Raw genomic sequence first — 15,320 nt, forward strand, 5'->3', positions numbered from 1 at the left:
AGTGTTTAATTCTTGCTGTAGACGGTTTCACCGCGGCTAATGGTTTCTAGCACTTGTAAATTATGTAGCTCTGCAGGCTTTATTTTCAACGGATTGTTATCAAGGATAATTAAATCTGCTTGCATCCCTTGTTTTAATTGCCCTTTTAAGCTTTCTTCAAAGTGTTGATAAGCCGGCCATGTCGTCATTGCTTGTAGTGCAGTATACACAGAAACGCGTTGATCTGGGCCTAATACCTGATCTGTTCTAGTCGTACGGTTAACCGTTGCATCTAATACACGCAGTGCATTGGGCAGAGCTACAGGTGCATCATGATGGGTGCTAAACATTAATCCTTGTTTGCGAACCGCATGGGTGGGTGAAATAAAATCTGCACGGGGGTGACCAAGCACCGAATTTACATGCCAGTCGCCCCAATAAAAGGTATGCATTGGGAAGAGCGATGGAAATATGCCTAATTCTTTAAGACGGTTTACCTGATCTTGACGAATTGTTTGCCCATGAATAAGTACGGGGCGGCGGTCTTTTTTACCAAGCTTGTTATTAGCATTTTCAACAGCATTTAAAAATTGCTCTATAGCGGCATCACCATTTGCATGAGTCATCACTTGCCAGTCATTGGCAAAGGCAGTTTCAATATACTGATAGGCTTGTTCATCATTAAAAGTAGGGTAGCCTGCATAGCCTTGCTCCTGGCCTTCAGGTGCTTTTAAGTATGGGTGAGATAACCAAGCGGTTTTTCCTTGTGGTGAGCCATCAAAGTTAAGTTTTACACCACCAATACGAAAATGATTCGTGTAGTTTTTACTGTTATAGGGTGAGTCCATAAAACTGCTGCTGGTAGCCATATCTGCATAGGCAACCACATCAATGACAAATTTATCCGCTTTGGAAGCTCTTACCATCGAATCGTAGGCTTCTTGAGTTGCTCGGCCTTCTTGTGCTGTGGTGTAGCCGTATTTTGTGTAGAGATTTTGCCCTTCTTGCAGCATTAAATCTTGTAAGTCAGGATCAAACGACTGCATGAGTTTAAACAGTAAACCAAAGTGCGCGTTTTCTTCGAGCACCCCATTGGGTTCTTGTGAGTTGGCCATACGACGAATTAGCCCACCGTCAGGATTGTCTGAGTTTTCGTCGATGCCGGCCATGGCTAAAGCTTTACTGTTTGCAACACTTAAGTGCCCCGAAGTATGAATGATGATCACTGGCTTTTCGGTGCTAACGCGGTCTAAGTCCATTTTAGTTGGGTATCTATCAAGCTCAGCATCATCGTAACCAAAGCCTAAAATAGCACCCGTTTTTTCAATAAATGTGGTGTAGTCAGGGTTATTTTGTGCGGCGGTAAGAATATTAACGATTTGCTCAACACTATTGGCATCACCATCTGGGCTAGGTAATACATTGGCTACCATGGCTTGCAAACCAACACCATAGACATGGCTATGGCCATCAACAAAGCCTGGCATTAAGGTTTTGCCTTGCAAGTCAATTAGCTTTGTTTTGCCAAACTTATGCTCAAGGGCTTTAGTTTTATCACCCACAAAAATGATTTTTTCACCCTGCGTTGCGATTGCTTGTGCATATTCTGGTTCATCGCCAGTCATTGTAAGAATATCGCCACCAAAATAAATGGTATCTGCTGCACTTACTTGCAGTGGTAGCGTTTTAGCTGTTTGTTCTGGGGTTTTATCACAAGCCGTTAAGGCAAGTAATGAACAAGCGATTACAAGGTGATGTTTCATATAACTCTTCCTTGAATTTTGATTATGTCTAAGAATATAGTCTGTTTTAAAATTTTGTCTTTAAAAAATGGACTTAAATTTCGTTAAAGTACAAGACAATAGCTGCACCATCGAGGCTACTACCGTTGTGAATATTGATGCCGATACCAAAGTTGTCAAACCACGAGGTCCATTTCCTACTGTCCCATAAAAAGCCAATACCGTATTCATAAAAATGATCGGTCCCAAACGCTACGCGACTATCGCCGCCTAAATCGATTCGCTGGCCTTTGATGTAAAAAGCTTGCTCAAAAAGCCCAATTTTGAACATGTTAAATTTAGCTTTTATACCATTAAGTGTGCGCCATGTTTCAGGTGCTGCATTATTTATTCCATCAGGGTGAGAGAGTGCCCAGCCATAGTAGTAATTGAAGTTAAGTTTGTACTCGTAATAGCCCCAATGCCTAGGTAAGCGATAGATCATGGTCGCATTTGGGTTTAACACCAGCGCATTACTGTTGAGGTTGGTGTAAAGATTTTCAGCTAAAGGCTTAAAGTTACGCCTAGACTCGGGAGAGTTATACTCATAGTCATTGTTGTAATGTAAGTAGTGAGTATTAAAGCCAAATTGATATGACCATTTAGAGCCAAGTGCTTTTTCGGCATTAAAACCGATCATGCCGTTATATACAGTTTCTGAAATATAGTCGTCAGCCACATTATCAAATAGCGAAATGAAATCTGATTGATTCAAATAGCTTACCCTGCTGATCAAACTTAGTTTGTGTTGATAAATTGGCTCATCAAGCTGCCAAGTATAAGGAATACTGTAGAGTCTGAGTTTTTTTCTAAGCGCGATACTGTCTTCATCTTTACTGCTATGTTGTGGGTCAAACAGTGTTTGTGGGTCAAAATCCCCCATACCTAAGGTAATACTGTCCCCATCCGTTAAAACCAACGACGTTGCAAATGCGGTTTCAAGTTGCTTAGTTGGATTGGCATATAAATTAAATACACTTAATGCGTGCAACAGAAACCACAGCTTAAATAGCTTTTTCATATAAAATAACAATAAAAATTAATGTCTTAATAATAGTCGTAAAGTTAGCTTTCAACAATCTCAGGTACAAAAAAGCCAAGCTAATGCTTGGCTTTTTACCTCTCTAAGAAGATTAAGGCTGATAGTAAATCGGTGATTCAGGGCCAACTGGGAAGCCCAGAACAAATACCCATAAGTAGAATAACGCAACCCAACCAACAAAGAAGATCATACTGTAAGGAAGCATGGTCGCAACCAATGTACCAATACCCATGTCTTTCTTATACTTAGTGGCAACAGCCAGTATCAAGCCAAAATAGCTCATCATCGGAGTAATAAGGTTTGTTACCGAGTCACCAATGCGGTACGCCGCTTGAATGGTTTCTGGCGCATAGCCGATGAGCATTAACATTGGTACGAAGATAGGTGCCGTTACAGCCCATTGTGCAGATGAAGAACCTAAGCTTAAGTTTACTAATGCACACATTAAAATGAATAGCACAAATACTTCTGGGCCAGTTAGGTTTAATGCTTGTAACAGAGCGGCGCCGTTAATGGCTAAAATTGTGCCTAGGTTGGTCCATTTAAAGAAGGCAACGAATTGCGCGGCAAAGAAAACCAGCACAATATACATCCCCATCGAGCTCATGCTTTTACTCATGGCATCGATGACATCTTTATCGTTTTTCATCGTGCCAACAACGCGGCCGTAAACAAAACCCGGAATACCGAAAGTCACAAAGATAAAGACCACAATGCCTTTTAAAAATGGCGAGTGTGCAACAAGGCCTGTTTCTGGGTTACGCAAAATGCCATCTTCAGGAACAATTGTCCAAGCAAGTAATAATGAAACCACTAACAGAGAAACGCCCGCCCATTTAAGGCCTGATTTTTCTTTATCGGTTAAACCTGCAATGTCATTTTTAGGTAAATCATTGCTTGCTTCATCTGGGTTGTACTTGCCAAGACGAGGCTCAACGATTTTCTCTGTAACTAACGTACCTAGAGTCGCGATTAGAAATACTGAAATCATCATGAAATACCAGTTTGCTTCAGCGCCAACTTGGTAATTTGGATCAATCATTTGTGCCGCAGGCGTGGTGATACCAGCAAGTAGCGGGTCAATGGTGCCGAGCAATAAGTTAGCGCTGTAACCACCTGAAACGCCGGCAAATGCAGCAGCAAGACCGGCAAGCGGATGACGACCAAGGCTGTGGAATATCATGGCCGCTAATGGAATAAGTACGACGTAGCCAAGTTCCGATGCCGTATTTGATAAAATCGCAGCAAACACCACCATAAAAGTAACTAAACGCTTTGATGCGCCCATTACCATGCCGCGCATAGCAGCAGAGAGTAAACCTGAGTGCTCTGCAACACTCACACCTAATAAAGCAACCAGTACCGTACCAAGTGGTGCGAAGCTCGTGAAGTTTGTAACAAGGCCAGTAACGATGCGCTGAAGGCCTTCGGCGCTAAGTAGGCTGACAACTTCAATAACACCATCAGGATCGCGACCAGCAGCACCTTCTGGGCGTGGGTCGATAGCACTTAAACCATACCAATCGGCAATGCCGCTAAAAACTATAATGGCAACGCAGAACATTGCAAATAAAGTAATAGGGTGAGGGAGCATATTACCCAAAAATTCAACAGTGGCTAAAAATCGGTTAAACAACCCATTATTACCACCCTCATGGGTGTTGTGAGAGTTTATAGTTTTTGACATGTCCAGTTCTCGTTATTTCAAAATGGCGCTAACCTAGCATTTTTTACCGAACAGATCATGTTTTAGCGGTGGGATATCTAATAGGTACGTTCCAATACACCCTTATATAGCAAGGGGTAGCGGCGCAAACGTTTACCAATGTAATCATCGGCTAAAATTTGCGCACAGATTTGCTCTACATCGTTGCTTGCTTCAAATACCCAATCAAAGCGCTCAATAGCAAGCAAAAAGCCACGCTTGAGGAACTGTTGTTCGCGATAGTAGCTAAGGTTTTCGCGAATGATATCTAACTTATCTGGATTAGATTTTAGCTCATTAATAACTTGGTTGATAAATACCTGCTGTTGCTTTGACTCAGCTTTTACCCGTCGTTTCATTACTTCTTTACAGTTCCTGTTCTGCGATATAAAGCACTTTCTTTAAAAAGTCTTCTTTGTTCTTTTCATGTTGATAGTCAAGGTGATAGGTATTATGAAAGCCAAAGCGCAGTAACACACCACTGCCTTTTAGATATACCGTATAACCATCGATATCCGAAAAAGCGCAAATACCCTCATAAAGCTTTCCATCTTCATGATCTTCACCGTGTTGAATGATTTTTTCATACACAGATAGAATTAATTTACCGTCTAGCTCATTTTTCATGATGACTCCTTTTTGAAGTAATACGTTTCAGATCTATAAAAAGTTTAGTGCTATTTTATGCAGGTATTAAACGTGCTGTGTGTTTTTAAAACCTTACTTTGCGATAAATCACTAAAATCACATTTAGATAGCAGATGTCGAAAATTTACAATATTTTCTCTTACCTTAAACTTAAGATAGATTTTATTTGAGGGACACACAATGAAATATAAGTTTATACCCCTGATACTACTAACGGGCTTGTTGCTTGTAAGCCAAAACACATCGGCGAATACAGCCCCTTTGGTGTTAGAAAATGAAGCAGGACAAATAGTCAAACTTGGCAGCTACTTAGGCAAAAAACCAGTTTACTTAAAATTTTGGGCTACTTGGTGCAAGCCATGTATGGAGCAAATGCCGCATTTTCAGCATGCTTATGAGCAATATGGCGATAAAATTCAATTTGTGGCTATTAATATTGACCTAAATGATGACGCACACGCTGTTGCTAAGGTTAAAGAGCGCTTTTCACTCACTATGCCACTATTTACTGATCACACAGCCCAAGTTGCTAAACATTATGAATTTATGGGCACCCCGTTTCATGTGTTAATTGATAGCGATGAAAAGGTGATTTTTCAAGGCCACGAAGCTGATAAACCGCTCGATAACACGTTACGTTTGTTATCACACAATGGCAAAGTTGATAAAGCGCGTTTACTAGGCGAAAAGCACGGTCAAGCGACTCCTTTGGTTATTCCGAAACAGGGCAAAAAAGCCGTGCTGTTCACTGCAACGTGGTGCGACTGGTACTTAGTCGACACGCGCCCTGCAATGGCAAAACAGTGTGTATTAGCGCAACAACACGTTAATACGCTGGCAGAGCAAGGAATTGATGTCGAGGTTAAAGTGAGTCAGTTATGGACTGATCAAAGTGCAGTGCAAGAATATGTTGATAAATTCACTGCAACCATGCCGGTTTCTATCGATTATGGTAATGATTTATTTATCGAAAATGGCATTAATTCAGTTCCCAGTTTACTAATCTACAACGATGGAAAATTAGTTTCTAAGCAAGCTAAATTTTAGCTCAAAACCGCTTAATTTTACTTTGTTATTATGCAAATTTAGCCTATGCTCAAGGCTCATTTTACAGTGAGCCTATAGCATGATAGATAAGGCATTATTAGCAAAAACACGCGAGTTATCTGACCGATTAATCGCATTGCAAACACCCATTCGTATTCTTGATGCGATCAACTGGGATAAACAAATCAAAGAAGAGTTTTTTAAGCATAAATGCCAGAAAAACCCAACGGTTGATCAAGCCTATTACCAACAGCGTGATCTTGGTTTTGTACCAAGCGAGTTGCGCCGCGCGTTTTCTGATTTAAATCGCGATATCATCAGCCAGTTAGGCCAGCTAAATCCTATTGCCCAATACATGAGCAAGATGTGCACTGAATATAAAACAGTACTCAGTATGATTGAGTATCGTGGTACCCCAGAATTTCATGATCTGTCTGTTGAGCTGTTTGGTCATCCCAAGGATTTATTCCATGCAGGAGAGCCTTCACTTTCTGAGCTTGCAACCATGCTTGAGCAGCCGCTAAAGAGTATGCTTGATGCGGATATTTTACCGGATGATCCAAAAAACATAGATGCACAAGATGCGGTGAAAATTCTAGCGTCACAAGTGGCTCAAACGATGCCGGGTATCGATGTTGAGGTTATTCTGAGTGACGGTATTGTCAGTGATGCTGCGGCAGGTGCAAATAATATTAAACTTAATCAAGATGTTAAGTTTTCTCAGCGTGAGCTAGATATTCTTGAGGTGCATGAAGGCTGGATCCATGTCGGGACGACGCAAAACGGTCTTGCTCAGCCATATTTAACTTGTTTAAGTAAAGGCACACCGAGCTCTACGGTCACCCAAGAAGGCCTTGCTGTCTTGACCGAAATTATTACCTTAAAGTCGACGCCACGACGTTTAGCAAAATTAGTGAACCGTATTCAAGGTATTACTAAGGTTATTGATGGCGCGGAGTTCGTTGATATTTATCGTGACTATGTAGCGCAAGGTTTGAGTAAAGACGACAGTTATACACTTACTCAACGGGTGTTTAGAGGCAGCACAGCAACAGGCTTACCATTTACTAAAGATATCGCCTACATCAAAGGTTTTGTGCTGGTGTATAACCTTATTCGGGTTGCCATTCAGTTAGGTCGAATTGATCAATTGCACTTGTTATTGGTCGGTAAAATCTCAATTGATGATTTTAGACTGATATCGCAATTACATGATTTAGGTGTAATTGAAGACCCTAAATTTATTCCACCACACTTTAAAGACTTACGAGGCCTAGCAACCTGGCTAAGCTTTGGCCGCTTTATTGGTAACTTGTCGTTTGAACAATTAGAAAACGATTACAAACCACTCTTTCTTTAAACAAAGAAATAAAAAAATGCAGCTGGAATGAGCAGCTGCATTTTAAGAGTTAAAGCATGTTGCCTTACATGCTTTTAGTCGAGGAATCGATTAACCGGTGAGTGCGTCAACCTGCACTGCATCATTCAGTACTATAACTTCTGCACGTTTAAAGAAGTTAAAATCTGTTGCGGTTGCTAATGTGTAAGCGCCCATCATACGGCTGATGATTAAATCACCATTGTTTAATTTTGGTAGCATGATTGACTCACTTACTACGTCGATGCTATCGCAAGTTGGGCCTGCTAATACTGACTCTACGCGCTCGTTTGATTGCTTTAACGAGTCGATAGGGTACGAGGCTTCATCGAACAATAAACCACTGAATGAGCCGTAAATTCCATCATCTAAGTAGTACCATGGCTTGCCATCACGTATCGCTTGACCCATTACCGATGCAACACTGGTTACAGCACTAGCAACAATGAAGCGACCTGGTTCAGCAATTACGCGAACTGTCTCTGGTAACTGTGCTAAGGCATCATTGATCGGCGCACAAAACTCCTCAATTGGCAGCACATCTTTGCTGTAAGGCACTGGGAAACCACCGCCGATATCAAGCGTACTAAGCGCAGGTAATCCTAATGCGGCTACGTCGTTAATCACCTGATTACATGCAGCAATGGCAGTGACATATTTAGCTGGGCTCGCTGTTTGCGAGCCAACATGGAACGACAACCCTTTGATACGAATACCTAATTGTTGCGCGTAGCTAATGATTTCAATGGCCATTGCTGGGCTGCAACCAAATTTTTTCGATAAATCTGCGAATGCTTCCGCATTACGAAAACTTAAGCGAACAAGTAACTCAACCCGGTCTTTGTATGCAATGAACTTTTCTAATTCGTTGATGTTATCAACCACAAACACATTACAACCGTATTCAAGTGCATCACGGATATCACGATCACGTTTGATAGGGTGCGTGTGAATTGTACGATCACTAGGAACGCCTTGGCTGGCGACTAAGTCAACTTCGCCGCTGGTTGCTAAATCAAAGCTGGCACCTTCTTCTAAAAGCGTACGAACAACCGCAGGATGAGGAAGTGGCTTTAATGCAAAGTGTAAAACAACGCCAGGTAAAGCATGGCTTAATGCACGGTATTGGTGACGAACAGATTCACAATCTAGCACCATTAATGGCGCGCCATGTTGTGCAACAAGTTGCTCAATAAATTGGTTTGAAGGTTGTGCGACTGGTTCGTTTGCAGCAACCGACGCTGCAGGTAATTTGATTGTTAAGTCTTGTGTAAGTGTTGAAATAGCCATTTTACTCTCCGGCAATTAAGCAACTGCTCGGAAAAAAATGGAAGTCCGAGTCAGTTGAGTGTTATTAAGCGCACAGTATGTTCTGTGCAATCAAATACACTCTTGGATAGTTGCTCTATCGCCTTGCTACAAACAGGGTTTGTAATGTACTCGGATTGGCTATCATCAAGAAGCGGCGAGATAATAGATCTGCTTTTTTATTTGCGCAAGTATTTTTTAAATATTTTTTGAATTAATTTTGTACAGTAATTAATAGTCACTTAGTTACTGTTTTCAAAGCGTATTCCGTAGCTTTTTGAATAAATATCAAGCATAGCTTTTGCGTCATCGGGGTGATTACTTTGGCTGTGTAATTGCTGAATATAGGCTGCCATTTCTGCACTTTTCATATATTCATCGATAAGTGCAATGGCACGATAACCCGCCGCGGTTTTACTGCAGGTAAAAAAGCCATTAATAAATTCAGGGTATTCAGCAATACGCCTTGACGTGAGTTGGCTTAGTTCATGAGCAGGTATGTGCGCTTCAAGTGCTTGTTTGTAAGCAACAATGTAATCAATACGCTTATTGAGTAATAGTCGACTTAATTGTAAAAATGCATTTTCGCCATAAATAGCCGCGACGTTGTATTGTCTATTAGCAAAAACATCATCGAGTTCACGGTAGCTGGTGGAGCCAATAATGCCAAAACTACCTTTGTTTTTGAGAAGCTTAGTGACAGAAATAGGCGCAGAACCTGACTTTAAGGTGCTCTTAAGTGCATAGACTTGACGTTGCATATGCATATAGGTGGGTATTTTAGAAAATACCATGGACTCTGCTCGTTCAGGGGTTTTGATTGCGTTAAAGGTGCAACTGGCCTCATCACTAGATAAGCGCTTCATTAAGCGCGCATGATTGGTAAAGTCGACGTCTATATCGAATTCATCAGCAAGGGCTGGATTGATAACCGCAGCAAGGTGGAGGTTAATACTGAGTTTATCTGCTTCGTTGGCAAAATATGCATGAGACAAAATTGTAAGCTTGGATTTTTCTGTTGCCGTTGCTGTGTTTAGAGTAAATAGTATTACGATAAACGCAATTAGTCTCATACATATCCTTGTATACCAACTCGCTTATTTGTACTTAGCGAATTGGTATGTGCTAATTATCGAGCATTGGTGCTCTCAAAAATTTTGTCAGCTGATGCTGCTACAAAACCTGTGTATAGCTCACCATCTGGTTTTGCATAACGCAGAGCGAACTCATAAAAACAACTCGGTACGGCAACAACACCATCGCTAAATTCAACTTCGCTGTCATCAGCAAGGGTTGAAGATTGCTCAAGTAGTACTTCTGGTGAACCTTTGATTTCGCCGCCAGATGTATTTAGCGCAAAACCCGCGTCTTTAAGTGCTTGGTTTACACTTTCGATATCATCGAATTTAGCTAATTCATTGATGCTCACGGTAAAGTGATTAGCACGGTAACCCCATGCTGACATCCATGCAGCGTATTCGCTTTCTGCTAGCAACTTTTTGTAGGTGTCTGAGCTTACTTGCCAGTGCGTACCTGAATATAGGAAATTATCCGCTGTTACAGCGTTTTCGTCAATCTGATCAACCATGTCGTTAACGATAGCTTGTAATTCTTCTGAGCATTGCTCAACAAGTAATTCAGAAATGAAAACTTTAGGTTGCTTAGGATCTGAATGTTCGAAGTGCTTTGCGTATAGTTTTTTCGCTTCGAAGTGGTACTCGCCACATTCTTTGTAGCCAACAGCTAAAAAGTGCGCTGCTAGTTTTTCTAAACCGATTTTTTCATGGTTAAAAGTACGTAGTGCGATGTGATCGTTAATCACGTCATCTTTTTGTGTAGAGCCAAGTAACTCATGTACTTTTACCGCCGATGGCGTAACTGATAAATAGTTGTCCCATAGGTTTTCAAATAGGGCGTTTACATCTGTGTGCATGTTTAATTCCTTCAATTAAGGCGGCGAGGCCGCCAAACAATTATTCAATAATTAAGCCCGGCGCAAGGGTCTGTGGTAAGTTAACTTTTTCGGCTTCAACAGAAGCAACAGGGTATGCACAGTAGTCAGCAGCGTAATAGGCACTTGCTCTGTGGTTACCACTGGCACCAATACCACCAAATGGTGCAGCGCTTGATGCGCCTGTAATTGGTCGGTTCCAGTTAACGATACCGGCACGAATACGTTTTAAGAAATGCTGGTAGTCATCGCTATCATCACTTAATAAACCAGCAGATAAACCAAATGAGGTGTTATTTGCTTCATTAATCGCGCTATCGAAATCTGTGTAGCGGTAAACCTTGATAAGAGGACCAAAGTGCTCTTCATCAGGCATCTCTTTAACAGCCGTTACATCAATAATACCAGGGCTTACAAAACCAGTACCCGGTTCAAGATGCTTAAGTTCGACAAGAGAGGTTGCTCCCATATCAAGTAACTTCTGCTGAGCTGCAACCATACCTAAAGCTGCTTTTTCGCTGATCATTGCACCCATGAACGGTTGATCTTCGCTGAAGCTGTCGGCTACTTTGATATTTTTTGTTGCAGCAATTAATTTTTCTAAAATTGCATCGCCATTTGCCGAGTTCTCAATGAATAAACGACGAGAACAGGTACAACGTTGGCCAGAAGTAATGAAACCAGACTGAACAATATCGTGAACAGCCGCACTTACATCTGCGACATCTTTTACGATCAGTGGGTTATTACCACCCATTTCCAGCGCTAAAATCTTACCTGGGTGACCTGCAAATTGCTTATGCAATAGGTGACCTGTATTTGAGCTACCCGTAAAGAATAAGCCATCGATATCTTGGTGAGATGCAAGAGCAATACCTGTGTCTACTTCACCTTGAACAAGGTTGATGACACCGGCTGGTAAGCCTGCTTTTAGCCAAAGCTTTAAGGTGAACTCAGCAACCTGAGGCGTTAGTTCTGATGGCTTAAATACAACTGTATTACCCGCTAAAATAGCTGGCACAATATGGCCATTTGGTAAGTGACCAGGGAAGTTATAAGGACCAAACACCGCAACAACACCATGTGGCTTATGACGAATAAACGCTTTGGCGCCAGGCATTGGGTTTTCTGTGGTCCCAGTACGTTCGTTATAGGCTCTGATTGAAATGGCGATTTTACCCGTCATTGCACCTACTTCAGTACGTGTTTCCCAAAGCGGTTTACCTGTTTCACGGGCGATGATCGTTGCAAACTCTTCGCTGTGCTCTTTAAGCTCTGCTGCAAAGTTTTCAAGAATAACGATACGTTCTTCAAGGGTCATATCAGCCCAGCCTAGCTGCGCACTACGAGCTGCTTTTATGGCATCAGCGACTTGTTCAGCCGTGGCTGTTTTACCTTGCCAAACAACCTCGCCATTACTTGGATTGATTGAACTAAAATCATGACCAAGGCCTGCTTGCCATTGGTTATCGATAAGTTGAGTTGTGACACTCATTTTAAACTCCTTAAGTGGTTACAAACGGAAGAACCGTGCTGCATCCCCTTGTTTTAATTTAAGTGCATCTGCCACTTCTTGGCTGATGATTAAGGTGTGCTTGGCGTGGTTATAATGAGCATGTTTGGTAAATGTGGCTCTAAAGTCATTCACACCATGGTTGCAGATAGCTAATGTATCTGAGCTTTGCTCATTGATATGCGCAAGCTCACCAATAGTGATAGGGCACACTTGTGACTCACGAACACTACGAATGTTGCCAAGTTTTGCTTCAACAGTTGGCCCTGCATCGAATAGGTCAACATAACCACGGTGCTCAAACCCTTCTTTTTCTAGAAGTTTAAGTGCAGGCTTGGTTTTTTCATGAACCTTACCAATCACAGCTTGTGCTTTTTTGCTCAGTAAGTTGGCATAGATAGGGTACTTAGGCATTAACTCGCTAATAAAGACTTTATCGCCTAAACCTACTAAGTGATCAGCTTGCGGGAACTCAATGCTAAAAAAGTGTTCTTGTAACCACTGCCAAAAAGGTGAATGACCGTCTTCATCACTTACACCGCGCATTTCTGCAATAATGGTGTCAGCAAAACGTTCGCTGTGCTGGGCCATAAATAAAAAGCGAGAACGTGATAAAAAGCGACCTGTTAAGCCTTTGCGGTTTTGCTCACGTAAGAACAAGGTACAAATTTCAGAACAACCCGTGTAGTCATTGCACATACTCAGAATATCAACAGTGTTATATACGTTGAGAGTAGGTGAATGGTGAACAGTTTTACCTTGGTGGTAATGATACAAAGGAACCGACATTCCTACAGCAGCTTCGATAGCCGTTGTGCCGATAACGTCACCCGTTTCACTGTCTTCTAATACAAATAAATAGGTTTCGTCTTGTGGTTTATTAATATCTTTTGCAAAACTGCGTTCAGCGCGTTCAATTTTTTCTTGTAGTAAATTGTCGTCAACCGGTAAAGAGGTAAAACCATGACCAGATTCAACAGCAATTTGTTTTAACGCAGCAAAATCATTTGCTGTTATAGGACGTAATACTTGCATTAAGTGCACTCCAATGGCGCATGTTTAAAGCATGCGCCAACTAGGATTAACCGTTTACAACGTCTGCAACCGCTTTTTCAAAGCGAGCTAAACCTTCTTTGATATCCTCTAATGGAATCACTAAAGATGGCGTAAAGCGCACAACGTTTGTACCAGCAACAAGGCTCATTAAACCGTGTTTAGTGCTTGCTACTAGGAAATCCCGTGCACGGCCTTCAAATTTGCTGTTAAGAACTGCACCTAATAATAGACCTTTACCACGTACTTCACTAAATACGTCGTATTTTTCGTTGATTGCTGCAAAGCCATCGCGTAAAAGCTGTTCACGCTCTTTAACACCTGCAAGTACTTCTTCACTATTAACAGTATCAAAAGCCGCTTCTGCTACAGCACATGCAAGTGGGTTACCGCCGTAAGTAGAACCATGTGTGCCTACTTTTAAATGCTCTGCAATGCTAGCTGTTGTGATCATCGCGCCAATTGGGAAACCACCGCCTAACGCTTTTGCTGTTGTTAGAATATCTGGTGTTACATCTAAGCCTTGGTATGCGTATAAATCACCTGTACGGCCAACACCTGTTTGTACTTCATCAAAAATAAGTAAAGCATTGTGTTTATCACATAATGCGCGAACACCTTTGATAAAATCGCTCGTTGGCGAAATGATACCGCCTTCACCTTGTAGTGGTTCCATCATTACGGCACATGTGTTGTCACTGATAAGCGCTTCAAAAGCAGCTAAATCGTTATAATCACAGTGATCAACAGCAGCAGGCTTAGGGCCGAAGCCATCTGAGTAAGCAGCTTGACCACCTACGGTAACAGTGAAGAATGTACGACCGTGGAAACCTTTGTTAAACGCGATGATTTGGTTCTTTTGCTCGCCGTGTACATCTAATGCCCAACGACGCGCTAATTTTAATGCCGCTTCGTTAGCTTCTGCACCTGAGTTTGCAAAATACACTTTATCTGCAAATGTAGCGTCAGTTAACTTTTTAGCTAAGCGAAGTGCAGGCTCGTTTGTCATTACGTTTGATAAGTGCCAAATTTTTTCGCCTTGCTCTTTTAGGGCATTGACAAGAGCTGGGTGACAATGGCCTAAACAATTAACGGCAATACCACCTGCAAAATCGATAAATTCTTTACCGTTTTGATCCCAAACACGTGAGCCTTCACCGCGAACAGGAATCACCTCTGATGGGTTGTAGTTTGGTACCATTACGTCGTTAAAAAGTTCTCTTGTTACTTGCATTTGTTGCACCTAAATCTGGCTTAGTATGAAAAAAGTTAAATTGCAAAAAGTAGGTCAGTTAAGCCGTTCCTGCCTAATTAAGCACGATGAGATTATTTTTCTTATCTATTTTTCTTATTATCTGGGTTAGGGACTTAAATTTGCAGTGCTATTTTGTGAAAAATGACTAAAATAAAAAGCAAATTAACGAAAAGAGTAGTCAAAGTGATAACTTCACAAGATGAAAAACTATTAGCTATCTTAAGAACCAACGCGCGTGCGAGTATTTCTGACCTAGCGAGAGCGCTTAATTTATCGCGCTCAACAGTTCAAAGCAGAATGTTAAAATTAGAAGAAACAGGGGTGATCAAAGGCTATAGCGTAGACTATGGTGATGCCTATTTGAGCCAAATGGTATCGGCCCACGTTTCGATTAAAGTGAAACAAAAACTGACTACCAAAACGAATCTTGAACTAAAGCAGATTGATGCTATTTCACAGCTCTACGCAATTAGCGGTGAATTTGATTTGATTGCCGTTGTGCAAGCGCAAAACCTTGAAAAGTTAAGCCACCTATTAGATGACATTGGTAACTTAGATGGTGTTGAGCGAACAACGTCGTCAGTGATTTTAGAGACGAAGTTTAAGCGTTAACCCTTTATCGGGTAAAACTGGCTCTATTGTCTATAATGACTTTAGTTT

The 15,320-nt window shown here is 41.5% G+C and carries 14 protein-coding genes; 3 read left to right on the top strand and 11 right to left on the bottom strand.

All coding sequences use genetic code 11. The features are described 5' to 3' along the window. Positions 1-5: 5 nt before the first annotated feature. From AUR67_RS03280 to AUR67_RS03300, 5 genes are all read right to left on the bottom strand, one after another. Entirely contained in the window at positions 6-1,742 is a 1,737-nt protein-coding gene (locus AUR67_RS03280) for an amidohydrolase (RefSeq protein WP_058584114.1), read from the bottom strand. A gap of 73 nt (positions 1,743-1,815) precedes the next feature. Then, entirely contained in the window at positions 1,816-2,781 is a 966-nt protein-coding gene (locus tag AUR67_RS03285; protein WP_058584115.1) for a Solitary outer membrane autotransporter beta-barrel domain, read from the bottom strand. 112 nt (positions 2,782-2,893) lie between these two features. After that, positions 2,894-4,489: an AbgT family transporter gene (locus AUR67_RS03290; protein ID WP_054562399.1), complete on the bottom strand. Its 1,596-nt coding sequence runs from the start codon at positions 4,487-4,489 to the stop codon at positions 2,894-2,896. A gap of 77 nt (positions 4,490-4,566) precedes the next feature. Continuing rightward, complete coding sequence (locus AUR67_RS03295; RefSeq protein WP_058584116.1) at positions 4,567-4,866, bottom strand: hypothetical protein; 300 nt, start codon at positions 4,864-4,866, stop codon at positions 4,567-4,569. Between the two features lie 7 nt (positions 4,867-4,873). Continuing rightward, positions 4,874-5,134, bottom strand: coding sequence for a DUF3081 domain-containing protein (locus tag AUR67_RS03300; RefSeq protein ID WP_054554528.1), 261 nt, complete (start codon positions 5,132-5,134; stop codon positions 4,874-4,876). Between the two features lie 201 nt (positions 5,135-5,335). Between AUR67_RS03300 and AUR67_RS03305 the strand changes: the two genes are divergently transcribed. After that, complete coding sequence (locus AUR67_RS03305; protein ID WP_058584117.1) at positions 5,336-6,202, top strand: TlpA family protein disulfide reductase; 867 nt, start codon at positions 5,336-5,338, stop codon at positions 6,200-6,202. Positions 6,203-6,281: 79 nt separating this feature from the next. Continuing rightward, entirely contained in the window at positions 6,282-7,562 is a 1,281-nt protein-coding gene (locus tag AUR67_RS03310) for a flavohemoglobin expression-modulating QEGLA motif protein (RefSeq protein ID WP_058584118.1), read from the top strand. 90 nt (positions 7,563-7,652) lie between these two features. Here the strand turns inward: AUR67_RS03310 and AUR67_RS03315 are convergent, their stop codons facing one another. The 6 genes from AUR67_RS03315 to AUR67_RS03340 all read right to left on the bottom strand — a co-directional run bounded on the left by AUR67_RS03315 (position 7,653) and on the right by AUR67_RS03340 (position 14,639). Then, the gene (locus tag AUR67_RS03315; RefSeq protein ID WP_058584119.1) at positions 7,653-8,870 is read right to left on the bottom strand and encodes a type III PLP-dependent enzyme; all 1,218 of its coding nucleotides are present in this window, start codon (positions 8,868-8,870) and stop codon (positions 7,653-7,655) included. A gap of 260 nt (positions 8,871-9,130) precedes the next feature. Beyond that, the gene (locus tag AUR67_RS03320) at positions 9,131-9,961 is read right to left on the bottom strand and encodes a hypothetical protein (RefSeq protein WP_058584120.1); all 831 of its coding nucleotides are present in this window, start codon (positions 9,959-9,961) and stop codon (positions 9,131-9,133) included. A 56-nt stretch (positions 9,962-10,017) separates the two neighbouring features. Beyond that, on the bottom strand, positions 10,018-10,821 hold the full coding sequence (locus AUR67_RS03325) for a DUF1338 domain-containing protein (protein WP_058584121.1): 804 nt from the start codon (positions 10,819-10,821) through the stop codon (positions 10,018-10,020). Positions 10,822-10,861: 40 nt separating this feature from the next. Beyond that, positions 10,862-12,334: a succinylglutamate-semialdehyde dehydrogenase gene (astD, locus tag AUR67_RS03330; RefSeq protein WP_058584122.1), complete on the bottom strand. Its 1,473-nt coding sequence runs from the start codon at positions 12,332-12,334 to the stop codon at positions 10,862-10,864. A gap of 18 nt (positions 12,335-12,352) precedes the next feature. Continuing rightward, on the bottom strand, positions 12,353-13,387 hold the full coding sequence (gene astA, locus AUR67_RS03335; RefSeq protein ID WP_054562391.1) for an arginine N-succinyltransferase: 1,035 nt from the start codon (positions 13,385-13,387) through the stop codon (positions 12,353-12,355). 46 nt (positions 13,388-13,433) lie between these two features. Further along, positions 13,434-14,639: an aspartate aminotransferase family protein gene (locus AUR67_RS03340; RefSeq protein WP_054562390.1), complete on the bottom strand. Its 1,206-nt coding sequence runs from the start codon at positions 14,637-14,639 to the stop codon at positions 13,434-13,436. Between the two features lie 204 nt (positions 14,640-14,843). Here AUR67_RS03340 and AUR67_RS03345 point away from each other — a divergent pair, with 204 nt between their 5' ends. Beyond that, a complete protein-coding gene (locus tag AUR67_RS03345; protein ID WP_054554593.1) occupies positions 14,844-15,272 on the top strand; it encodes an Lrp/AsnC family transcriptional regulator in 429 nt (142 codons plus the stop codon). The last annotated feature ends 48 nt before the right edge of the window (positions 15,273-15,320 follow it).

Origin of the sequence: Pseudoalteromonas sp. XI10, assembly GCF_001469895.1 — a bacterium.
GTDB lineage: Bacteria > Pseudomonadota > Gammaproteobacteria > Enterobacterales > Alteromonadaceae > Pseudoalteromonas.

Coding starts and splice junctions, on each gene's coding strand:
- AUR67_RS03280 (WP_058584114.1), bottom strand. CDS start 1,742: ATGAAACATCACCTTGTAATCGCTTGTTCATTACTTGCCTTAACGGCT.
- AUR67_RS03285 (WP_058584115.1), bottom strand. CDS start 2,781: ATGAAAAAGCTATTTAAGCTGTGGTTTCTGTTGCACGCATTAAGTGTA.
- AUR67_RS03290 (WP_054562399.1), bottom strand. CDS start 4,489: ATGTCAAAAACTATAAACTCTCACAACACCCATGAGGGTGGTAATAAT.
- AUR67_RS03295 (WP_058584116.1), bottom strand. CDS start 4,866: ATGAAACGACGGGTAAAAGCTGAGTCAAAGCAACAGCAGGTATTTATC.
- AUR67_RS03300 (WP_054554528.1), bottom strand. CDS start 5,134: ATGAAAAATGAGCTAGACGGTAAATTAATTCTATCTGTGTATGAAAAA.
- AUR67_RS03305 (WP_058584117.1), top strand. CDS start 5,336: ATGAAATATAAGTTTATACCCCTGATACTACTAACGGGCTTGTTGCTT.
- AUR67_RS03310 (WP_058584118.1), top strand. CDS start 6,282: ATGATAGATAAGGCATTATTAGCAAAAACACGCGAGTTATCTGACCGA.
- AUR67_RS03315 (WP_058584119.1), bottom strand. CDS start 8,870: ATGGCTATTTCAACACTTACACAAGACTTAACAATCAAATTACCTGCA.
- AUR67_RS03320 (WP_058584120.1), bottom strand. CDS start 9,961: ATGAGACTAATTGCGTTTATCGTAATACTATTTACTCTAAACACAGCA.
- AUR67_RS03325 (WP_058584121.1), bottom strand. CDS start 10,821: ATGCACACAGATGTAAACGCCCTATTTGAAAACCTATGGGACAACTAT.
- astD (WP_058584122.1), bottom strand. CDS start 12,334: ATGAGTGTCACAACTCAACTTATCGATAACCAATGGCAAGCAGGCCTT.
- astA (WP_054562391.1), bottom strand. CDS start 13,387: ATGCAAGTATTACGTCCTATAACAGCAAATGATTTTGCTGCGTTAAAA.
- AUR67_RS03340 (WP_054562390.1), bottom strand. CDS start 14,639: ATGCAAGTAACAAGAGAACTTTTTAACGACGTAATGGTACCAAACTAC.